Annotated in this window: 19 protein-coding genes; 8 read left to right on the top strand and 11 right to left on the bottom strand. The window is 51.9% G+C overall.

What is annotated here, in order from left to right; translation table 11 throughout:
• Positions 1–136: 136 nt before the first annotated feature.
• From DHN43_RS10445 to DHN43_RS10435, 3 genes are all read right to left on the bottom strand, one after another.
• Positions 137–637, bottom strand: coding sequence for an MmcB family DNA repair protein (locus DHN43_RS10445; RefSeq protein WP_108818551.1), 501 nt, complete (start codon positions 635–637; stop codon positions 137–139).
• Positions 638–712: 75 nt separating this feature from the next.
• On the bottom strand, positions 713–1,738 hold the full coding sequence (locus tag DHN43_RS10440; protein WP_208995177.1) for a hypothetical protein: 1,026 nt from the start codon (positions 1,736–1,738) through the stop codon (positions 713–715).
• 56 nt (positions 1,739–1,794) lie between these two features.
• Positions 1,795–3,165, bottom strand: coding sequence for a DEAD/DEAH box helicase (locus DHN43_RS10435; RefSeq protein ID WP_108818550.1), 1,371 nt, complete (start codon positions 3,163–3,165; stop codon positions 1,795–1,797).
• Positions 3,166–3,603: 438 nt separating this feature from the next.
• Here DHN43_RS10435 and DHN43_RS10430 point away from each other — a divergent pair, with 438 nt between their 5' ends.
• The gene (locus tag DHN43_RS10430; RefSeq protein ID WP_057463148.1) at positions 3,604–3,921 is read left to right on the top strand and encodes an ArsR/SmtB family transcription factor; all 318 of its coding nucleotides are present in this window, start codon (positions 3,604–3,606) and stop codon (positions 3,919–3,921) included.
• A gap of 11 nt (positions 3,922–3,932) precedes the next feature.
• Here DHN43_RS10430 and DHN43_RS10425 read toward each other — a convergent pair whose 3' ends face one another.
• Entirely contained in the window at positions 3,933–5,936 is a 2,004-nt protein-coding gene (locus DHN43_RS10425; protein WP_063300374.1) for a bifunctional DedA family/phosphatase PAP2 family protein, read from the bottom strand.
• A gap of 324 nt (positions 5,937–6,260) precedes the next feature.
• Here DHN43_RS10425 and pap point away from each other — a divergent pair, with 324 nt between their 5' ends.
• A complete protein-coding gene (gene pap / locus DHN43_RS10420; RefSeq protein WP_057463258.1) occupies positions 6,261–7,754 on the top strand; it encodes a polyphosphate:AMP phosphotransferase in 1,494 nt (497 codons plus the stop codon).
• Positions 7,755–7,794: 40 nt separating this feature from the next.
• Here pap and DHN43_RS10415 read toward each other — a convergent pair whose 3' ends face one another.
• Positions 7,795–8,643: a hypothetical protein gene (locus tag DHN43_RS10415; RefSeq protein WP_108818549.1), complete on the bottom strand. Its 849-nt coding sequence runs from the start codon at positions 8,641–8,643 to the stop codon at positions 7,795–7,797.
• A 650-nt stretch (positions 8,644–9,293) separates the two neighbouring features.
• Positions 9,294–10,277 carry an aldo/keto reductase gene (locus DHN43_RS10410; RefSeq protein WP_108818548.1) on the bottom strand — a complete coding sequence of 328 codons (984 nt, stop codon included), beginning with the start codon at positions 10,275–10,277 and terminating at the stop codon, positions 9,294–9,296.
• Between the two features lie 46 nt (positions 10,278–10,323).
• On the opposite strand from DHN43_RS10410, the gene DHN43_RS10405 reads away from it, so the two are divergent.
• Positions 10,324–11,274, top strand: a complete 951-nt coding sequence (locus DHN43_RS10405) for a LysR family transcriptional regulator (RefSeq protein ID WP_108818744.1) — start codon at positions 10,324–10,326, stop codon at positions 11,272–11,274.
• Between the two features lie 10 nt (positions 11,275–11,284).
• On the opposite strand, the gene DHN43_RS10400 is transcribed toward DHN43_RS10405, so the two are convergent.
• The 3 genes from DHN43_RS10400 to amaB all read right to left on the bottom strand — a co-directional run bounded on the left by DHN43_RS10400 (position 11,285) and on the right by amaB (position 15,394).
• Complete coding sequence (locus DHN43_RS10400) at positions 11,285–12,469, bottom strand: NAD(P)/FAD-dependent oxidoreductase (RefSeq protein WP_108818547.1); 1,185 nt, start codon at positions 12,467–12,469, stop codon at positions 11,285–11,287.
• Between the two features lie 174 nt (positions 12,470–12,643).
• Positions 12,644–13,843 carry an acyl-CoA dehydrogenase gene (locus DHN43_RS10395; protein WP_057463143.1) on the bottom strand — a complete coding sequence of 400 codons (1,200 nt, stop codon included), beginning with the start codon at positions 13,841–13,843 and terminating at the stop codon, positions 12,644–12,646.
• A 12-nt stretch (positions 13,844–13,855) separates the two neighbouring features.
• Positions 13,856–15,394: an L-piperidine-6-carboxylate dehydrogenase gene (amaB, locus tag DHN43_RS10390; RefSeq protein ID WP_108818546.1), complete on the bottom strand. Its 1,539-nt coding sequence runs from the start codon at positions 15,392–15,394 to the stop codon at positions 13,856–13,858.
• Between the two features lie 310 nt (positions 15,395–15,704).
• On the opposite strand from amaB, the gene DHN43_RS10385 reads away from it, so the two are divergent.
• Complete coding sequence (locus DHN43_RS10385; RefSeq protein WP_063300370.1) at positions 15,705–16,628, top strand: LysR substrate-binding domain-containing protein; 924 nt, start codon at positions 15,705–15,707, stop codon at positions 16,626–16,628.
• A gap of 9 nt (positions 16,629–16,637) precedes the next feature.
• Here DHN43_RS10385 and DHN43_RS10380 read toward each other — a convergent pair whose 3' ends face one another.
• Positions 16,638–17,486: a GNAT family N-acetyltransferase gene (locus DHN43_RS10380; RefSeq protein WP_208995175.1), complete on the bottom strand. Its 849-nt coding sequence runs from the start codon at positions 17,484–17,486 to the stop codon at positions 16,638–16,640.
• A 185-nt stretch (positions 17,487–17,671) separates the two neighbouring features.
• On the opposite strand from DHN43_RS10380, the gene DHN43_RS10375 reads away from it, so the two are divergent.
• Both DHN43_RS10375 and DHN43_RS10370 read left to right on the top strand, forming a co-directional pair.
• Entirely contained in the window at positions 17,672–18,310 is a 639-nt protein-coding gene (locus DHN43_RS10375; RefSeq protein ID WP_108818545.1) for an HAD family hydrolase, read from the top strand.
• 125 nt (positions 18,311–18,435) lie between these two features.
• Positions 18,436–18,771: a hypothetical protein gene (locus DHN43_RS10370; RefSeq protein ID WP_108818544.1), complete on the top strand. Its 336-nt coding sequence runs from the start codon at positions 18,436–18,438 to the stop codon at positions 18,769–18,771.
• Positions 18,772–18,779: 8 nt separating this feature from the next.
• Here the strand turns inward: DHN43_RS10370 and DHN43_RS10365 are convergent, their stop codons facing one another.
• A complete protein-coding gene (locus tag DHN43_RS10365) occupies positions 18,780–19,634 on the bottom strand; it encodes a GNAT family N-acetyltransferase (RefSeq protein WP_063294346.1) in 855 nt (284 codons plus the stop codon).
• Positions 19,635–19,871: 237 nt separating this feature from the next.
• Between DHN43_RS10365 and mtnA the strand changes: the two genes are divergently transcribed.
• The gene (gene mtnA / locus DHN43_RS10360) at positions 19,872–20,978 is read left to right on the top strand and encodes an S-methyl-5-thioribose-1-phosphate isomerase (protein WP_057463138.1); all 1,107 of its coding nucleotides are present in this window, start codon (positions 19,872–19,874) and stop codon (positions 20,976–20,978) included.
• A 90-nt stretch (positions 20,979–21,068) separates the two neighbouring features.
• Positions 21,069–21,842 carry an enoyl-CoA hydratase gene (locus tag DHN43_RS10355; protein WP_057463137.1) on the top strand — a complete coding sequence of 258 codons (774 nt, stop codon included), beginning with the start codon at positions 21,069–21,071 and terminating at the stop codon, positions 21,840–21,842.
• The last annotated feature ends 112 nt before the right edge of the window (positions 21,843–21,954 follow it).

Raw genomic sequence — 21,954 nt, 5'->3', positions numbered from 1 at the left:
TGTTTCAATGTTAGTGAGCCTTTCCCCAAACGGAAACCTGAACATTCTGGTGAGTATGTTATGCGCTAAACTTCTCTGAGGGGGTTCTTTGAAAATAATATTTGAACACAGAGGCTTGCTGAGGTTCTTCCCCAGTTTATCCCCCGCGCAGGTTTCTCTGGTTCGGGTCAGTCAGATCGTGCAGTCTGTTCGCTGCAGCCTGCGCAAATCGCAAAATCACTGCTTTGCGAGTGGCAGCAGAAAGCTTGTGTTCCGGAGCTTCGCGAATGATTTCTGCCATGTAGTCGTCAGCCAGAATGAAGCCGGTTTCTTCTGGAAAAATCTCTTGCGGGACATCCGCGCTGGTAGCGAAAAACAGCCGGTCGCAATAATCGCGATACTCATGCCATTTATTGTCTGCTTTGAAGTCCTCAATGGATGACTTGATCTCTATAATCCAAATCTCGGACCTCTTGCCAAGAACCACCAGATCAGCCCGACGGCCTGAGGCCAATGTGATTTCTGGCAAGCTCGTATGACCCAGCACTCGCAAATAGCGTTGCACCCCACGCTGGATTTTCAACGCACGCTCGGATTGACGACCATCGACCAGCGGATCATCCAGTTGAACGCGATTTGAGCCCTTCACAAATTCCATGAAATTGTTCCCACTTTGTTCTTAGTGATACTATCAAGCTGTCCGACAATTTCAATCCAAGATTAGATCAGGGCTTCACTGAGTTTCGGGTAAAACGAAATCCAGCTTTGCTGCCAACTGCAACATCCGTTCATCAATCGGAAACTGTGCAGCGCAGTTAGCAAGGGCTTCCCGAGCTTTCCTGTGCTCAGAGCAGCTTAAATACAACTCTGCTGCACCTATCAAAAAACTCTTGCGCCAACGCTTTGGTGTCGTCTTCAACACGGCATCACGTTGCAAGGTACTATGCCACTCCTGAAGCAGTTCAGCACCCTCTTGAGGCTTTCCTTGCAACGCAAGATGTTCGGCCTTTAGCAACCCATAGCCCGGATTTGTAGAGAGTGCTCTCGATACATCTGGCAGATGCATCACTCTGCCTTCTGCGAGCGCTTGCCCCAGACGAACAAACTCCGCGCAGTCAGCAAGGTTTGGCGTGATAAGGAGACCTCGCGCCCTAAGCAGCTCAGCAACATCGCGCTGAAACGTCTTGATCAGCTGGCGAATAATGTTGAGAGAGTAAAGCTGATCATGCAACGCATGCGGCCCTGCAACCCCATAACAAAACCGGTTTGCACAATGCTGCAATCGCTGCGCGGCAAGGTATCCGTTCGTATCGACCCAATCGAATAGCCCGAAGAAGAGGTTAACGGGATACTTCATACTCTCTGATAGAAGCGCCAGCAGATCTGCCTTATCAGGAGCAGAAGGTGTCAGGTATGCAGCGCTCTGCGTGCCAACCACACCCAGCTCCAGCTCCGGTGAAAATGCATAAATCTCACCGTCCTGACGCCGCAGGCCAGTCACCAACGCCCCATAAGCCCCCATGGATGCGCCGTAATAGATGATGCGCTCCGGGTTCTCTTGCGTAATCGCTTCGTCAATCGCACAGTCAATGCCCTGTTGAGCACTAAGGTACCACTGCGATTGGATATCATTCAGAAAAACACAGGAATGCTGTGTCTTTGCAAACAAGCGCTCCAGCCCGAATTTACCAGAGGGTATCCGGACCTGAGAGAAAACAACCAGTAACACACCGCTGCGACCACCGGATTGGAACTTCACTTCCAATCCGTGAGATACACTCGGTACTGTCGTAAGCCCCTGCATTGAGCGGAGGCTTAAGGCTTCTTGCGCTTGAGATAAACGCCACCACCGGAAGCAGGTGCTGAAGAACTGTCAGATGACTTGCTTGGCGACCGGCGTGGAGGTGCTTTTTTACTCGGCTTGGCAGAAGATTTGCCCTTTGGCTTTTGAGCGAACTTGCCGCCGCCCGGGCCTTTACGCTGCCCACCAAGCTTCTGTTTTTTGCCCGCCAATTGCGCACTGCTGCGTGCGCTTTTCGGCTCGCGATCTGATGGGAAGAAGGTGTATCCATCCATCTCGGGGATCTTCTTGCCGATCAGCTTTTGAACAGCACGCAGCATACCGCGATCTTCAGGCAGGCAGAACGTAATCGCGTTTCCGCTCTTACCCGCACGCGCCGTACGGCCAATGCGGTGCACGTAGTTCTCAGTCGCATTGGGCATGTCAAAGTTGATCACATGCGAAATGTCTGAAACGTCAATTCCGCGGGCTGCAACATCAGTCGCAACAAGGGTTTTCAGCTTACCGCCTTTGAACTTGTCCAGCGTCTTCTGGCGTTCTGCCTGAGACATGTCGCCATGAATAGCTTCTGCTGGCACACCGTCTGCGTTCAGCCGGGCAGCTAGTCGCGCACTGCCTTTTTTGGTGAGCGTAAACACAAGAGCGCGCTCGCACTCTTCCGTTTCAAGAAGCGTCTTCAGCAAAGGATACTTGGCGTTATCTTCCAGATGCGCGATCTTCTGAATTACAGCTTCTACTGTTGTTGCTGGTGGCGCAGTGCTCACCTCAACAGGATCGCTTAGGAAGCGACCAGCAAACTCACGAATTTCTGCAGGCATAGTCGCTGAGAACAGCAGTGTCTGCCGTTTTTCCGGCAGCAGATAAGCAATCTCTTCCAGCTCTGCGATAAAGCCGAGATCCAGCATCTGGTCCGCTTCATCAAGAACGAAAATCTCCAGCTCATCAAAGCTGACGCCGTTTTTGCGATGCAAGTCGAGCAGTCGACCAGGTGTCGCCACAAGCACATCCAGACCACGCTGCAAAGCACGGAACTGCGGAGGAAACGGCACACCGCCAACAACGCAGCTGGAGTACATTTTGGTGCGGCCTGAATAGGCCTTGATGTTCTTTGAAATCTGATCCGCCAGCTCGCGGGTTGGCGTCAGAATAAGGCTGCGCACGCTCTTCGGCGCTGCGCGATACCGGCTCTCAAGCAAGCGCTGAAGAAGCGGCACTGCGAAAGCTGCGGTTTTACCCGTTCCGGTCTGAGCAAGACCAAGCAGGTCCTTGCCATCCAGAATGTATGGAATAGCGTTTTCCTGAATAGGTGTTGGTTCGTCATAACCTTTAGATTTCAGGGCGATCTGAAATGGTTTTGCAACGCCAAGTTTGTCGAAGTCGGTCAAAAGTGATCTTTCGAATGAGCAGAGTGTCCGAAGCCGGTTCTGCTGATTTCATCATGTGTTTTTTGCGTGTCCCGGAAAATCAGAAACCATTTTTCGTTTTAGGATGCGCACAAAACAAGCTTGAAGAAGTTTGCCTTCGAGAAATCCAGCACAAAAGCAGGCAGCTTCAATTAATTCTACTGGAATAGTCTCTGAGGCTCGGTTTGATCGGGCTATTAACATAGACCCGCCACATTATGCTAGAATTATTGCAGGAGAGCATAATATTCTGGTTGTCCCGACAAGAAAAGGACGACAAATTTGGTTAGAGCAGTCCAGCTACTTGCATGTTTCATGTTCTTCTTTATGTATGGGGACCAAGAATAATGACGCTGCTTTTATGGCCCACATCCTATAAATGGCCTGCTGCTAATAACATTAAAGATTAGGGTTCGAGCTTTGATTGATGCAAATTTTGAAGACTTAGAAGAAAACGCTGAGGAAGCTTCGCGGCTTCTTGCTAACATGGCGCATCCCAAGCGCTTGATGGTGTTGTGTCGACTGGTACAGAGCGAATGTACTGTAGGTGAACTTGCCGAAGCTGTTAATCTTAGTCAGTCCGCGCTGTCTCAACACCTTGCCAAGATGCGTGCCAGCAATCTGGTGTCCACCCGTCGTAGCGCCCAGACAATCTATTATTCTCTGGCAAGTGCCGAAGTGGAATCCGTTCTGCAAACTCTCTACGGCCTGTATTGCGCTCCTCAGGAAAAAGCCTAGCAGGGCCTGCTTTAAGGCCCCGCGATTACCACAGAGCTGCCATCCCACCTACGCTTCTCTTCTGCATTCGGTAGCTGGTTGAACATGTGAAGATCCACTGGAATTTCATCTTCAGACTTCAGACCTGAAAACTCACCAAACAGACGGACGGTTTCTTCGTCCAGCGCACCGCCGATATACAGATTGGAGATATCTCCGCTCACATCGGAGAGCTTGAACCGGGTTTCCCAGAGCCAGAACACCTGTCTGTGGTCCTGATCGCTTTCGTAAACCATTGTCAGTGCAGGTAGGAAGCCTGCATTGGTGTGTGGTACCGGAGGCAGTTCGCCAGCAGGTGTCTCGCCTTTCAGGTATCCAGTCGCTGTTGGAACAGACCATTCCGGAGCCTTGCGCCAGCCCAAGTCTGTCAGTTGTTTTTCCAACTGTTCCGGCGTGCCGGACCATTGCAGTGTTATCGGCTCTTCCAGTTCACCCGTAATGGACACACGCTTGGCAGGCAGCAAACGCCAGTCCTGCAAACGCCAGCTGGATTTTTGGATCACAACGGATTCACTGCGCGGCTCATAAGCCTCAGCAGTTGTCTTGTAATTTGTGCTGATGTGCCAGACGGAAGCAATCGCCAGTGCACTCAGCGAAATGATCGTCAGCGCAGTTCTGCCAACTTTCTCGTTGTGAATGTGCCCAAATACAAATGAGAAGAAGAAGACCGTACCGGAGCCAAATAAGAGACCTGCCAGCACGTCTGAAAGCCAGTGCGCGCCGAGATAAACGCGTGAGAACCCGATCAGGATCGCAAAGGTTGCCGCCACAGAATAGATGATCGTCTTGCTCAACCGGGAACGATCATGAGCCACCAAAACCGCAATGACCCCGATTAGAACCGTATTGATCGTCGCGTGCCCGGATGGAAATGAAAATGCGTCCGCTCCAGAGTACAGCTCAATCGGACGATCGCGGCCAATCAGCGCCTTGGTGATCACCACAAAGATAGAGGAGCTGACAATCGCGATGACAAAGCCTGTCGCTCTGCGCCATGCCTTCCGCCCAAACAGATAAAGCCCAACAGCCAGCGTCACGGTTGCAGTGACATGTCCATCGCCCATCATGGTGATCATAACCATGACCTTATCGATGATCGGTGTCCGGGCGATCTGGAAGAAGTTGCTGATCGCAAGATCAGCCCGCGCCATCGGCATTCCCGGCGCCACAGCACCTGTAAACCAAATGAAGCCGGGCAGCGTGACAAGCAGGAAGAATGCAGAAACCAGCATCCCCACACTACGTGGGTTTTCAGGGTCATACGTCCGTGCAACCCATTGGCTGAAGCGATCAGGACGGCGGGCAAACCAATTGACTGTTGCTTGATGAGAACCACCAACGATTGGCAGAATAAACATGATCAGCCAGCGGATCAGGGCCACGGCAATCAAAAGAACCAGCAGCAAGCCACCAAGAATAATCGCCAGACGCGTATTGAACTCGCCAATAGCAAACAGAGCAGAGCCAGCCATCACACCGGGTATCAGATGGATCGCGGCCCATGCGAAGGCTGATGTCACGTTGAAGAACGTAAAGCGGCCAAAACTCATGTCCGCCATACCGGCAATTCCGGGTACCACAGACTTCACACCTGGCACAAAACGGCCAATGAAGATGCTCTTACCACCATGTTTGGCAAAATAGTCTTCACCGCGCTGCAGCCAATCCGGATACCGGCTTAATGGCCAGATGGTGCGCACTTTGTCTTTGTAAAAGTAGCCAAACCAGTAGGAAAACGCGTCGCCCGTTACGGCGCCTGCGGTTGTCCATAAAAAGATGCTCAGAAAGGGCAGCTCGCCAAGGCCAATAAGCGTTCCGGCGCCCACAAGAACAACCGTGCTTGGAAACACCAGTCCAATCAGAAAGAGCGCTTCGCCCATTGCGACGATAAAACAGATAAGGCCAGCGAACGCTGGGTTTGCTGCAATGAAATCAACAATGTGGTTGAGGAATGTGGTGACGAAATCGACGTTCACTGAAAAGTCTCTAGCTCTTTCATAAATGACTTAGATCGCTGGGTGACTGCTTGAAATGTATACATAGTGCCAAGGTGACCAAAATAAGGTCTGCATTCTGTTACATTTATATGCAGGCATCTGGCGCTTTGAAAGGGAAATAACAAGCCCTAATCCCTTCAAAAAGCATAATAGTCCCACTAATCAGACCCATACGTTAATTCTGGTGACGAAAAACATCGTTTAGCTCTTTAAGCAATAATACAGAATGGCTATTCTTGGCTGCAAAGCCGAATGAGCAAAAATAACATTTTACGCCATGCCCCAGATGCGAAGGTCACTTGCATGTTTCAGTCTGCAAACATTCCTCAGACAGTCAGCAAAGAGCTGCTTCAAAAAAGACTGCCTGAACTCCGTGAGGAATTGTTGGAAGTTCAGCACAAGCTGAGAGAGAACAAAGCTTTTGCAACGATCATTTTGCTCGCTGGCGTAGATGGCTCGGGTAAAGGCGCGGCGATCTCCCGTTTGTATGAGTGGATGGACACCCGTTATCTGTTCTGCAACGCCTACCATGAAGAGCGCAGCGAGTCTGAAAGCGCCCGGCCAAACTACTGGCGCTACTGGCGTGATCTGCCTGCACGGGGCGAAACCTCCATTGTGTTTGGCTCCTGGTATCAGGAACCACTGCGTGATGCCGTTATGGGCAAGATTGATGACGCAGAGCTGGAGCGCCAGCTGTCAGCCATCAACCGCTTTGAAAAAATGCTGGCCTACGAGAACATTCTCCTTCTCAAGTTCTGGTTCACTCTTCCAAAGGCAGAGCAGCAGGAACGCCTGCATGATATCGAAGCCAAAGGCAAAAAAGGCCGCAACTTCATTGAGGAATGGTCTGGCTCAGAGCACTATCGCGCCGCTCAGACGGCTGGCGAAAAGGCATCCCTGCAAACCAGCACCGGCTATGCCCCTTGGTTTGTGATCCCCTCTCAGGATCCGGATGTTCGCGATCTCGCGCTGGCCGAAACCATCGCGCAGTCCATGAAGAAGAAGCTGGAAAGCGGCAACGGCAATCCGGTTTCAGCTCCGGCTGTGGTCACGACCTTGTCGCAGGCCAACGCCGTGGATGCGATAGACCTGACAGCAACCATTTCCAAAGAAGACTACAAGGCAGAGCTTGAAGAGCTTCAGGACAAGATGGCGTACCTGACAGACCGCAAGCGTTTCAAAAAGTTCGGTTTGATCTCCGTCTTCCAGGGCAACGATGCAGCCGGCAAAGGCGGTTCAATCCGCCGTCTCACCCGCTCCATGGACCCGCGAAACTACAAGGTGCACCCAATCGCAGCCCCTTCCGTGGAAGAAAAGCTGCACCCGTACCTCTGGCGTTTCTGGCGCCGCCTGCCGAAAAAGGGCCACAGCGCCATCTTTGACCGCTCCTGGTACGAGCGGGTTCTTGTTGAGCGCGTCGAAGGCTTCTGCTCCGAAGCGGACTGGATGAGGGCCTACAACGAAATCAACGCCTTCGAAAAAGAGCTGACAGATTCCGGCTTCGTCCTCTGCAAGTTCTGGCTGGCGATCTCGGAAGAAGAGCAACTGCGCCGCTTCAAAGCCCGCGAAGAAACCGCCTACAAGAACTACAAAATCACCGAGGAAGACTGGCGCAATCGCCTCAAATGGAACGAATACGCCATCGCAGCGGGTGACATGGTGGACCGCACCTCCACCCGCTATGCGCCATGGACGCTCATTTCTTCCGAAGACAAGCGCTACGCCCGCATTCAGGTGCTTAGAACCACCGTCAACGCTCTCGAAAAGGCGATGAAGAAGAAGGACAAGGAGAGCTAACTCAGCGTCCTTCGTCTACAACGCTCCGCAACAGCTCCTGTCACACTTCGTTTTGTGACAGGACTTCAGCAGAAACCAGATCAACCTCCTGGCCACCTCGCCAGACATTGATCACAGCTTCAATCTTCAGCGATTTCTTCACGCCGTCATAGTCAGCAACCTGCTGCTGTTGTTCCTCGAAGAATGGTCCATCGAAGTCCATGGAAATGTCCTTCTCCATGTAGGCCTCAATGCGCAGATCATCTGGCCCCGGCTTGCTGATATTAAACCGCATGTCCTGATTGTTGGACATACACATCACCGCATCAGAGAGCAGCGGAAACAGCCCTTGATGGCAAACTGCAAAGATGGCGGCACGTTCCTGCGAAGAAAACTGATCAAAGAAGCTCATGTCTTCAATCGGTTTTGAATCGAACGTAAAAGTGCGCTCCTGCCTGCGGTCAAAGTCCTTTTGAAACTGCAATCCCTGCTGTTCAGGGATCTTGATCCCCTCCATCATGATGTCGTTTTTCAGGTTAGCTTCCACGCGGTCTTCATCAGGACTGCGCACATCAAATTCCAACTTGAAATCCAAAACGCTGTAGCTGCGATAATGGGAACTGTCATAGACTTTGAAATTGTCCTGATAGTTCGCACCAGCCAGTTCGCGCAGTTGCTCAAATGCTTTGACCTTGTTTTGGTCCGTCACACCCGGCGAGTACAGATCAAACGCCAGTTTCTTCGCTGTTACGCGGTCCGTCCCGCAAAACCAGTCAACAATCTTGTCCCAGAGCCGTGTTGCCGGATTCCCAACATGGTCTCTGTCCGAGGCTCCCTTGATGTTCTCAAGATCCCCCGCTGAGATGTGCGGATTAATTTGCGGTGTGCTCAAAGTAACTGAAGATGACATGTTCCACCCTCCTGAACGCGGTCAACTGGTCATGCAGGGCTTTATAAGCCTGACACCAAGATTGTGCAGGAAGTTGCAGAGTTGCGCTGTTCTGAATGGCACTGGAACAACAAAAACATGCACTAAAAGCACCACATGGCAGCCCATGCAGTGTTGAAGCTAAGGTTCCCAAAATTGGGATGAGCAAGGCGAGCAGGCAGTGCCTGCGCTACTTGTTTAAATATGAGTCTTCGGCAGTGGCTGCTCGCCTCGCCCGGGCTTTCTTGTAATGAACAACGTCGCCTCTTTGCCTGTAAGGCACGATAGCCGGTTTCCCGGAAAGACAATGGCTTATCCAATCAGGTTTCCCTAACCGAACAGTTCCTCCGTCTTTGACAAACGCATCTGTAAAAGCAGGTTTTACTGCCGGTACATTTGCACTTGTCGCCGCGTGATACCCTACAAACTTGGGCCCTTCCCCTCAAACCATGCGGTCACGTTTGAAGTTCGGTTCACCGGACCACCAGAAAGATGCGTTACCTCTTCTGACAGCCCCACCCAACCCACGCCTCACTGACGGACGGTCCGCCAGCAGCCCGTTGCGTGGGCATGTCTCTCAGAATATGGGAGAAAACTGGGAGGGGAATAAGTTTTATAGATCACTCAGCTGCTTACGCATTAAGGCCTTTCATGCCCTCAGGAGTATACCGCTCGCCCACAACAGGAATGCGAGCAATTTCGGCTTCCAGTGCTTGCACCTCATCTGAAGTCAGCTCAATCTCAGTGGCAGCAGCGTTCTCTTCCAGATACTTCAGTCTCTTCGTACCCGGAATTGGCACGATATCGTTTCCCTTTGCCAACAACCAGGCAAGGGAGAGCTGTGCAGGCGTGCATTTCTTCTGGTGTGCGGCCGCTGTAATCACTTTCGCGATACCTTCGTTGATGAGCAGGGCTTCTTTCGAAAATCTCGGCAGATTGGCGCGAAAATCGCCCTCTTCAAACTCCGTTTTCGAGTTGAAACTGCCAGTCAAAAATCCTCGTCCCAGCGGGGAATAAGGGACAAATCCAATACCAAGCTCACGACACGCAGGCAGGATTGCGCTTTCGACATCACGTGACCACAGCGAGTATTCTGTCTGTACAGCCGCAATTGGATGAACCGCATGCGCCCGGCGCAGTGTTGTCTCGTTGATCTCACAAAGCCCGATATTGCCGATTTTTCCTTCATCAACCAACCGCGAAAGCTCGCCCATCACATCCTCAACGGGTTGTTCCGGGTTAACGCGATGAACGTAGTAAAGGTCAATGTAATCAACGCCCAAACGCTTCAGAGAGGCCTCACAAGCCTGCCGCACATACTGCCGACTATTCTCGATTGTCCGCTTGTATTCGCCGGGTTTCCGATTGATGCCAAACTTCGTTGCGATTTTGAGAGGCGCTTTCGTTTCCTTCAAAAAACGACCAATCAACTCCTCATTGTGGTGAGGGCCATACATGTCAGCCGTATCGAAGAAATCTGTGCCCAGTTCAACGGCTCGTGCCATCACACCCAAGGACACGCTGTCATCGTGTGAGCCATAAAACTCACTCATCCCCATGCAGCCCAGGCCAAGTGCTGAGACGTTAAGTTTAGATCCAAGTTGGCGCGTTTTCATCAGAAGCTTCCTTGTGTTGCTGCTGAATACTTGCCATGTTTCAAAAATGGAAAATACGAGTAGAAATGGAAAGCTGATTTCCGAATTTGGAGATGAAGTTCTGCGCGACCTTGTATGGGATGACACAAAAGCTTTTCTGGCTGTTGCGAGAACAGGAACGCTCAGCGCGGCTGCTCAACACCTGCATATCGGCGTGGCGACACTGTCGAGAAAGATTGATCGTCTCGAAGAAACGCTGAAAATCCCTTTGTTCGTCAGGCACCAGTCCGGCTATCAGCTCACAGAGGATGGCCGTGAGTTGCTGGCAAAAGCAGAGGCGCTGGAAGCCGCAGCCGCAGCATTCTCCTCCGGCGCAAAGGCTCAGGCCGGCATTTCCGGAAAATTGCGCCTTGCCACAGCTGAAAACCTCGCCACTCACCTGATTTTGCCTGCACTGCCCGAGCTGTGCACCAGCTATCCGGACCTGCATATCGAAATTCTGACCGACGTAAGCTCAGTGAACCTGCACCGCCGTGATGCAGACCTCGCCATACGGATGGTAAAACCGGAAAGCGGCAATGTCACACTTCGCCGCTTGGGAACACTCGGCTTCGGCCTTTATGCAAGCAAAGAATATCTGCTCAAGCGAACAGAACTCGAAAAGCCTGAGAGCTATGAGGACGATGACTGCATATCCTGGAGTGAAGCGCAGGCTCACCTTGCCGCAGCACAATGGATTCGACGTGCTTTAAAAGGCCGTGAGCCTGCAGTTTTAACCTCATCACTCGCCACGCAAGTGGTCGCCGCCAAAGCCGGGCTCGGTCTGGCAGTCCTCCCTCACTTCCTTGCAGCAGAAGCTGGGCTTGTATGCGTGGAAGCCAACATCGGCGTTGATCAACAAATCTATCTGGTCATGCACTCTGATCTCGCCCATTCCCCCCGAATGCGCGTCATGGCAGACTTCCTCGCCGACCTGATCATCAAAAACCGAGTCAGATTAAGCGGCCCACCTCAGTAGGCCGCTCTTCTTAAACCACATTCCGCTCAATCAGCGGATTGTTTGCGGTCAGGCGCTCAACACCAAGCTCGGAAAGGTCCAGCGTCTCATAGCGGCCTGTTACGATATGTTCGGCAAGACCGCGCCCCACCGCCGGGCTTTGCTGAAGGCCGTGACCGGAGAAGCCCAGCGCGATGTAAAAGTCTTCAATGCCAGGCACTGGACCGGTAAATGCGTTGTGGTCGAACAGGTTCACATCATAATGGCCTGCCCACGCCGCGCCAGGCTTGATGGCCTCAAATGCAGGAATACGGTTGGCGAGTGTTGGCCAAAGGTGTTCCTCAAAGAAGGAATAATCGACATCATAGTCAAAGGAATCCGGGTCTTGCTCTTCATCCGGTGAGCTGCCGCAGATAAAGCCTGTCCCTTCAGGGCGCACATAGGTCCCATTTGGATCAACCAGCAACGGCAGACCCGAAACCTCATCGCGGCATTCAAAGGTGAAAATCATGCGCTTTTTGGAGTGCACAGGCGCTTCAAAACCAGCTTCCATGCAAATCTGAGCACCACCTGACGCGCCTGCTGCATTCACCACAACGCCAGCTTCCACCTGTTCTCCGTTGGAGAGCGTCAAAATCCAGCTGCCGCCCATGATCTTTTCAAGGTGAACCACTTGATACGGCTCATAAGGCACGTTCAGGGAGCGGGCTTTGCGGCGGAAAGCTTGCATCAGACCATAACCGTCAAACCAGCCTTCGCCGGACAAGCCATGACAGCCAGCAGAAAGATCAGAGACGTTGAGCCACGGAAATTTAGCTTTCAGCGCATCAGTATCCAAAAAACCAATATCCGCACCCATCTTTTGTTGAAGCGCGTGGTTCTCTTCCAAAATGCTGCGCTTGTCTGGCGTTGCGAGAAAAAGATAACCGCCCTCAACCAGATCAATGCGTGGCTGTTCGCCATCAACTTCCAGAAGACTGCCAATATTGCGCAGGAAATCGATGCCATAGAGCGAAATGTCGATGTTCACGGCAGAGGAGAACTGTTGGCGAATAGAAGCGGCAGAAAGCGCCGAAGCGCAATGTTGGTAAGACGGGTCTTTCTCAAAGACCGCAATGCTACCCTTGAAGTCGTCGCGTTGTGCAAGATGGTACGCCACCGATGACCCGATGACAGCCCCCCCAATAATAGCAACATCCACTGAAGCTATCGCCATAGTCACACCTGAATACTGAGAAATGAAAAGGGTAAGAACCGACGCCCGAAACAATTAGGCGGGTATTTGCGAGCGCCGGTCTAAAAGGGAGGCGAAACGCCTCCCAAGAGCATCAAGCGTAATCTCAAAAAAGGCCTCCCAGCACTTTCACGAGATTACGATGCTGATCAGGGCTTAAAAGAAAGCCTGAAGGCCAGTCTGCGCACGACCCAGAATAAGGGCGTGAACGTCATGTGTACCTTCATAAGTGTTGACGGTCTCAAGGTTCTGAGCATGGCGCATCACCATGAACTCCTCAGAGATACCGTTACCGCCGTGCATGTCACGTGCCTGACGCGCAATATCCAGCGCCTTGCCGCAGTTGTTGCGCTTCACGATGGAAATCATCTCAGGAGCAACGCGGCCTTCGTCAAACAGACGGCCAACACGTAAGGAAGCCTGAAGGCCGAGGGTAATCTCAGTCTGCATGTCTGCCAGCTTCTTCTGGAACAGCTGTGTCTGTGCCAGAGGACGGTTGAACTGCTTGCGGTCCATGCCGTACTGACGAGCACGCATCCAGCAATCTTCCGCAGCGCCCAGCGCACCCCAGGAGATGCCATAGCGAGCGCGGTTCAGACAGCCGAACGGACCTTTCAGGCCAGAAACGTTAGGCAACAGCGCGTCTTCACCCACTTCAACGTTGTCCATCACAATTTCACCGGTGATGGAAGCACGCAGAGACAGCTTGCCTTCGATCTTAGGGGCGGAAAGACCTTCCATACCCTTTTCAAGAACGAAACCACGGATCTGGTTGTCATGCGCTTCAGACTTCGCCCAAACCACAAACACGTCTGCGATTGGGGAATTGGAGATCCACATCTTGGAACCTGTGATGCGGTATCCGCTCTCGGTCTTCACAGCGCGGGTGCGCATGCCAGCCGGGTCAGACCCTGCATCCGGCTCGGTTAGACCAAAACAGCCAACGTATTCACCAGAAGCAAGCTTCGGCAGATACTTCATGCGCTGCTCTTCAGAGCCGTAGGCGTAGATTGGGTACATCACCAGAGAGGACTGCACACTCATCATGGAGCGGTAGCCACTGTCCACACGCTCGACTTCGCGGGCAACGAGGCCGTAAGCCACATAAGACGCACCTGAACCACCGTATTGCTCTGGAAGGGTCACGCCAAGCAGACCCTGCTCGCCCATCTCGTTAAAGATGGAGCGATCAGTCTTCTCTTCGCGGTAAGCTTCCATCACACGCGGCAGAAGCTTTTCCTGAGCGTAGGCACGCGCGCTTTCCATGATGAGGACTTCGTCTTCATTCAACTGGTCGCGCATGAGGAACGGGTCTTCCCAATTGAAGACGCCTCCGCCGGTTGGATCACTACTCATGCTCAAAATTCCTTATTCAACGTCAAACTTCACACCCTGCGCCAATGGAAGAGCGCCAGAGTAGTTGATGGTATTGGTCGCGCGGCGCATGTATGCCTTCCAGGCATCAGAGCCAGCTTCACGGCCACCACCAGTTTCTTTTTCACCACCAAATGCGCCGCCAATTTCAGCACCGGATGGGCCAATATTGACGTTTGCAATGCCGCAATCAGAGCCAACAACAGAAACGAAAGTTTCAGCTTCACCCATGTCTTTGGTGAAGACGGAAGAAGACAGACCAGCACCAACACCGTTCTGAATTTCAATCGCTTCATCAAAGTCGCTGTAGCGAACGACGTAGAGGATCGGAGCAAAAGTCTCTTCCAGTACAGGACCAACCTGACCTGGCATTTCAACAACAGCAGGCTGAACGTAATAGGCATCCGGATACTCATCCGCCATCACGCGCTGGCCACCATGCACGGTGCCGCCAGCAGCTTTTGCAGCTTCCAGAGACTTCTGCATGTTGTCAAAAGCGTCTTTGTCGATGAGCGGACCGATCAGCGTGCCTTCTTCGGTCGGAATGCCGATCTTCACAGAGGCATACGCCTTGATCAGACGTGGGATCAGCGCATCATAAACGCTGTCATGCGTGATCAGGCGGCGCAGTGTAGTACAACGCTGACCGCAAGTACCCATTGCGGAGAAGGCCACGCCGCGCAGGGTCAGATCCAGATCAGCAGACGGGGTCACGATTGCTGCGTTGTTGCCGCCCAGTTCAAGGATGGACTTACCAAAACGTTCTGCAACACGTGGACCAACCTGACGTCCCATACGAGTAGAACCGGTTGCGGAGATAACAGGCACGCGCTTGTCATCGACCAGCGTCTCACCGATTTCACGGCCACCTACGATAACTTCCAGCAAACCCTTCGGTGCATCATCACCAAACTTGGCAACTGCACGCTCAAACAGTGCAGCACATGCCATGGCTGTCAAAGGAGACTTCTCAGATGGCTTCCAAACAACGGAGTCACCACAAACGAATGCAAGCGCCGCGTTCCAGGACCAAACCGCAACAGGGAAGTTGAACGCGGAGATCACACCAACAACACCAGATGAGTGCCAGGTTTCCATCATACGGTGACCCGGACGCTCAGTCGCGATGGTCAAACCGTACAGCTGACGGGAAAGACCAACTGCGAAATCGCAGATGTCGATCATTTCCTGAACTTCACCCAGCCCTTCAGAGGTGATTTTGCCTGCTTCCAGGCTCACCAGCTTGCCAAGGTCATCTTTATAAGTGCGAAGCTCTTCACCCAGCAAGCGAACCAGCTCACCACGACGAGGTGCAGGCAGCTTGCGCCACTCTTTGAAAGCATCGTGAGCACGACCAATTGCAGCGGTGGTTTCCGCGGCGCTGTCTTCTTTGATCATCGCCAGTGTTTCACCGGAGTTTGGAGAAGTTGCAGCAAGTGTGCCACCTTCCAAAGCAGCGCGGGCAACACCCATACGCTCCATGAGTTCAATTGTTTCTTTTGCGAATTGCGCGGTATCCAGACCTACGGTCATTGAAGCCCCCAAAGAGTGAGAAACAGTCAGTTCGAAATTTGAGCAGAGTTTCTCTTGTCCTGTTCACGGGTAAAAGCTACGTCTTTTCCATTATTCATTCGCATATGGAATGACTGATAATTTCGTCTTGATCTTGCGTCTCGAAGAAAACTGCTTAAAATCAGTAAGATAATTATAGGTGGCGACCTGTTTAAGGTCCTGTTTTAAGAAGGAGATGATGCCAGATAGAACGAAATTTGTTCGTGCTGGTTGTGCCTAACCTCGCGATTTCAGATGTTTCGAGCTGTCCACGGCATCATGAGAGGTCAGGATGAAGCGTGGTTTTATCCCCCCGATTGACTGTTTGATCGCATTCGAAAGCGCAGCGCGGCACGGCAGTTTCACGCGTGCAGCTGAAGAATTGTTCCTGACGCAAGGCGCAGTCAGCAAACAGGTGCGCCTTTTGGAAGGTCGCTTGGGTGTTGAGCTGTTCAAACGGATTCGCCAACGCATTGTTCTGACGGATGCCGGGCGTATCTACCTGCATGACATCCGCGGCACGCTGGAAAAGATGACCAGCGCCACCCGTCAGGTGATGTCCTTTGCAGGCAGTGAGGATGTGCTCAACGTCGCAGTACTCCCAACTTTCGGCACGCGTTGGCTCGCCCGCCGCCTCCCCCGTTTCCACGAGCGCTACCCGGAGGCCAGCTTCAACCTCTCCGTCAGACTACGCCCGTTCGATTTCTCGGTAGAGCCGTTCGACGGCGCCATCCATTATGGCGAGCCTGTCTGGGCAGGAGCCATTGCGGAGCCGCTGTTTCAGGAAGAGGTCATTCCAGTTGCCTCCAGAGCATTTCGCGACAGACACAGCCTGCGTACGCCGGAGGACCTGATTGATGTTATGCGCCTGCACCAGTCAACACGGCCAGATGCATGGCAAAAATGGTTCTCTCTGGCAGGTGTAGAAACAGACGGCGCCTTTCAGGGCCCGCGTTTCGATCAGTTCACCATGATCTCACAGGCTGCCGCCTCCGGCTTGGGCGTGGCACTGGTACCAAAGTTCTTTATCGAAGAAGAACTCGCTGCGGGAACACTGGTCCGCCTGTTCGACATCAGCCTAAAACTCTCTTCCGCCTACCACTTCGTCTATCCGGAAAACCGAACCCTGCGCCCAGTCGTAAAGTCCTTCAAAGCATGGCTCCAGGAAGAAGCCCACGAACAGCAATTGGACCGGGAGACCTTGTTGCCGCAGTAAGCTCTCGATTTAGCCGAGTTCCAGTGTTGTCACTCCGTAGATGTTGCCGAGTGGAAAAGTGGGCGCAGTCCCTTTGTACATTCGCGCAGTCTCAAATACAGGTTCCATCTGGTATTGCTCTGCGAGAGAAAGCGCATGGGCATTGGGCTCAGGTAGATCTAAGTGAACTTCCTTTCCATGCACCGTTCCGATAAGTGCTTGAAATAATGAATCCGCGATACGCTCATCATCTGCAAACAGAGGCCCAACTCTGTAAGCATCATGCCCAGTCCGAATTGTGCCATATCCTTTGATTGCACCATCCTCTGTGTAACAGAAGGTAGAGCGATGCTGAGATGCAGGATCCAGCCACTTAGTAAGGAAAGAGGTACGCTGAGGCGGGAAAAACTTATGATCATACTCGATGAGACTGGGTAACGTGCTTTCATCGATGCGCTTGATGCGTTTGTCATCGGTTGATGTCACAGCAGAAATGCCAGCATATCGGATATGTCTGTAGGCAGTTTCAAAGCCGGAGCGCGCATAATTGTCCTGCTGCTCAATAACCCCGTCCAGCCCCATCGTACGCCCATGTAAGGACTTGATGCAGTGGTCCCACACCAACTTTCCGTATCCCTTGCCCCGCAGTTCCGGATCGCAAATGTAAAGTCCTACAAAACCGAAATCCTTGCCATACTTGACCCCGGAAATGAATGAGATTGGACGATCTCCATCAAAGCACCCGAAGAAGCCGGAAGTATCTGCTGAGTAAAAAGCCTCAGCATCATCAGAGCCAGGGTTCCATCCTTCATTGGCTGCCCACTTCAGGATGGTGCCAAGATCGCGTTTATCAAGTTGTTTTATTCTGAGATTCTGCAAAACCAACCTCACTTTTCGGAACACAAATTATACCCTAGGGTCGGCGTATTAAGTGATGGTTTAAATCTATGCCCCCTTGGTGGATTGACCGAGCTTTGACTTATTCGTGAGTAGCTCCGCCCATCATTGATAGATCAAAGCATGAGGCATAATTTGATCGTGCCTATTTTTAGAAAGCTGCAAAATTGAATATTCAAAACGTTATTTTTGATTGGGATGGCACCTTAGCCAGAACTATGGATGTGTGGCTCGACGGATATCAACGCGCTTTGGAGCAACGTAACTTCACCTTCCAACCTAAAGAAATCGTGGCAGAATTCTTTCATGATCACCACAAAGTGCCAGACAAGCATCCTCATATAGGGTTTCACGAGATCGCCGAGGAAACGCGGAAGTACGTTCTGCAGGCATTGCAAGAAGTTGAGCTTTATGAAGGAGCAATCGAGACCCTTTCAACGCTGAAGGATGAAAAGGTTCCAACAAGCCTTGTTAGCTCAAGCTCACGCCGTCTTCTCTCGAGTGGAACTGAAGTGCATGGCCTCTCGGACTTTTTCCAGACGACGGTTGCGGGAGATGACGGTTACGGACACAAGCCAGATACCCGCCCCTTTGAAGAAGCGTTGGATCGCATGGGAGCAGATGCCAGTAGGACATTGGTCATTGGCGACTCTCATGTAGATATTTTGGCAGGTAAAGCTCTAGGCTGTCGTACATGCCTGTTTGCACCAATATCGAACAACCTCTTCCATAACTTCGACTATTTGCGATCGATGAACGCAGACCATGAAATTGAACACCTACTAGATTTGCTTGAGTGCATCTGAAAGATCGAAGTTCGTGAGACATTTTAATAATAGCCGCAGATACCCATAAATTATACTTTTATTTCAATAGGATAATGTCACATCATAAAAGTTGCTGTCCATTTTCTCAAGAGTTGGGAAGAAACATGAGCATCATTATGAGATCAGGAATATCCTTATTTTTTATCGCTTGGTTTGTTGCGGCCCAACCTGCCTCAGCGAAGCAAGCTCGTTGCTTTACATCTGATGATGGCGAGTATGAATGTGAGTTCAAAATCACTGATAACAAAGGTAGCTTTGAGGTATCTGCAGCGGGTAAACCCACTATGATTTTAGTGATTGATCCTCCCGGCGTTGCCTATGGTTGGGCTAACTTTGGCACTGGTCGTAACGTTTTTTTGCCAGGTAAATATCTGCGTGATGATGCAGACAAAGCATGCTGGGTGAATGATGAAACAAACACAAAAATCTGTGTCTGGTAACTTATGCTCTACCCCAGCTCATAACTCGCAAAGCTATAAATCTTGTCGAGGGGGAGGTTGGGGTCTTGGCCCTTATACATTCTGGCGGTAGCGAACACGGGTGATAGGTCATAGCGCTCTGCCAGCTCCACGGCTTGCTCATTAGGCAAAGGCAGGTCAATGTTGATCATCTGCCCTTTGGCGCTGCCAGCAAGGGCGCGGAACAGCAGGTCAGCCCCTTCTGGAGTTTCAGCGGCCATTGGGCCAATGCGATACCCATCACGGGCCGCACGGATAACGCCGTAACCGCGAACAATACCCTCTTCAACCAGATAGAGGCCCCGTCGCATAGGGTTCATTGGCTCCATCCAGCGTTCCAGAAAAGCGGAGCGTTCTGCGGGAAAATAGTTGCGATCATATTCTATAATGCTTGGCAAAATGCCCTTGCCAATGATGGAAATACGCTGATCCATAGGCATGGTGACATCAGACAAGCCGCTGTAACGCATATTCTGGTGAACGAGCCTGAAGCCGGACTTCGCGTAATTGTCTTGCTCTTCCACCACGCCATCAAGGCCAATCGTCCGCCCTTCCAGCCGTTTCATGGCGGCATTCCATATAACGGCCCCAAGGCCTTGCCTGCGAAACTCTGGATGACAGATGTAAAAGCCGAGAAAGCCATAGGCCTCACCGTATTGAACGGCAGACACCATAGAAACCAGCTGATTGTTTAGATAGCAGCCAAGAAAACCACCGGGATCCGCTGCATAATAGGATGGAGCATCATCTTCACCTGGATTCCACCCCTCTTGGGCAGCCCAATCAAGCATGGTCAGAATGCCATCTTCATCCATAACGCGAATTTCAGTGTCCAGCGGAGCCATCGGAAGCCTCTTTCATCAACCCGGCAAAGTTATGTGTAAACTAACGTAAGAGAGTCAGCGTAGCGCAGTATGGTTAAAGAGGAGATGAAAGGCTTTCATCTAATTGGACCATGCAGAAACTGCGGACTGCAGAACTTTATGAGGAAAAGAAACCGGACGCGATAAAATGCAGATGGAGCCACGGAAAAATCCGATAATCTGACGCACAAACCACATACATGGGTAGGAGACGTCGCGATGAAGGTTCATGGTAAAGCATACCGTTCCATTTGGCCGCTGGAAGCTGGAAAATCTGTCGGGATCATCGACCAGACCTGCCTCCCCCATCGTTTTGTCGAGGTTGAACTGCGTAATCTGGAAGATGCAGCAGTTTCCATCAAGGACATGTGGGTTCGAGGCGCCCCACTGATTGGCGCAACAGCCGCCTTTGGTGTTGCGTTGGAAATGGCGCGAGACCCAAGCGATGCAGCACTAAGCAATGCGTGGCAGGTGCTCCATGCAACCCGCCCCACCGCAATCAACCTGCGCTGGGCGTTGAATGACATGCAAAGCCTGCTCTCAGAGCTGCCATTGGAGCAAAGAGCGGCAGCTGCATGGAAGCGGGCCGTCGAGATTTCTGATGAAGACGTGGCCTGCAACGAATCCATCGGCAAGCACGGCCTCAAGCTGATTGAGGAGATCGCTGCGCAAAAGAGCCCGGGCGAGACCATCAATATCCTGACCCACTGCAATGCGGGCTGGCTGGCGACTGTGGACTGGGGGACAGCTACCTCTCCGATCTATCAGGCCCACAATAAAGGCATCAAGGTCCATGTCTGGGTCGACGAAACCCGCCCGCGCAATCAGGGCGCTGGCCTGACTGCATGGGAGCTGGGAGAGCACGGCGTGCCTCATACGTTGCTTGTCGACAATGCAGGTGGCCACCTCATGCAACATGGCATGGTGGATCTTTGCATCGTGGGAACGGATAGAACCACTGCACACGGCGATGTTTGCAACAAAATCGGCACCTACCTCAAAGCGCTGGCAGCCCATGACAATGGCGTCCCATTCTACGTGGCTCTGCCTTCCTCAACCATCGACTGGACCGTCGCTGATGGCCTGAAGGAAATTCCAATTGAAGAGCGCGGCGGCGAAGAGGTCGCGTGGATCTCGGGCGAAAACGCGGAGGGCAAGGTCGAGAAGGTGCGCATTTGCCCGCCAGAGACCCCTTTGTCCAACTTCGCGTTTGACGTGACGCCATCAAAATACGTCACCGCCCTGATCACTGAACGCGGTGCCTGTGCAGCAAGCAAAGAAGGGCTCGCAGCGCTGTTTCCAGAGCGGGCAAACACAGACGCCTGATAGAACTAAGACAAACGGATACCTTGCCGCTAAGCCATCACTCTTCAATGTTAGGGCAGAAATCCAAGTTGATTTTATTGGGAGGGACATATGTCCTACGAGAATATTCTGGTTGAGACACGCGGCAAGATTGGCCTGATTACGCTAAATCGCCCGAAAGTATTGAATGCATTGAACAGCGACCTGATCGCTGAGCTTGATGAAGCACTGAACGTATTTGATCGTGACCCTGAAATTGGCGCGACAGTCATCACCGGCTCCGAGAAAGCCTTCGCGGCGGGCGCTGACATTAAAGTGATGGCAGAATACGACTATCCGCAGACCTATCTGATGGACTTCATCACCAGCTGGGATCAGATCGCGCAAAAGCGTAAACCAATCATCGCAGCGGTCGCAGGCTTTGCTCTGGGCGGCGGATGTGAGCTTGCCATGATGTGTGATTTCATTCTGGCAGCAGAATCTGCGCAATTCGGTCAGCCAGAGATCAAACTTGGCGTTATGCCAGGTGCAGGTGGTACACAGAGATTAACAAGGCTTGTTGGCAAGTCAAAAGCAATGGAAATGTGCTTGACAGGCCGTATGATGGATGCATCAGAGGCTGAGCGCGCTGGCCTGGTTTCTCGTGTTATCGCAAATGAAGATTTGGTTGCTGAAGCAATCAAAGCTGCTGAAAAGATTGCAAGTTTCTCGACTCCAATTGTTATGATGACGAAGGAAAGTGTAAACCGTTCTTACGAAGTAACACTTGCTGAAGGCATTCGTTTTGAGCGTCGTTTGTTCCATTCTATGTTTGCAACCAGCGATCAAAAAGAAGGTATGAAGGCATTCATTGAAAAGAGAAAACCTGAATTCGAAGACGGATAAGCCGTTTTTAGGCAGGTCTACACCTTTTTTCGTTGACGAGGCTCAGACTCCCAACTATAAGCGCTCCACAACCAGAGGCGGATTTTGTTCGTCACTGAATTCGTTTGATCGG

It is taken from the genome of Pseudovibrio sp. Alg231-02, from assembly GCF_900143565.1.
Taxonomy (GTDB): domain Bacteria; phylum Pseudomonadota; class Alphaproteobacteria; order Rhizobiales; family Stappiaceae; genus Pseudovibrio.
This window is presented reverse-complemented; position numbering and strand designations above follow the sequence as displayed.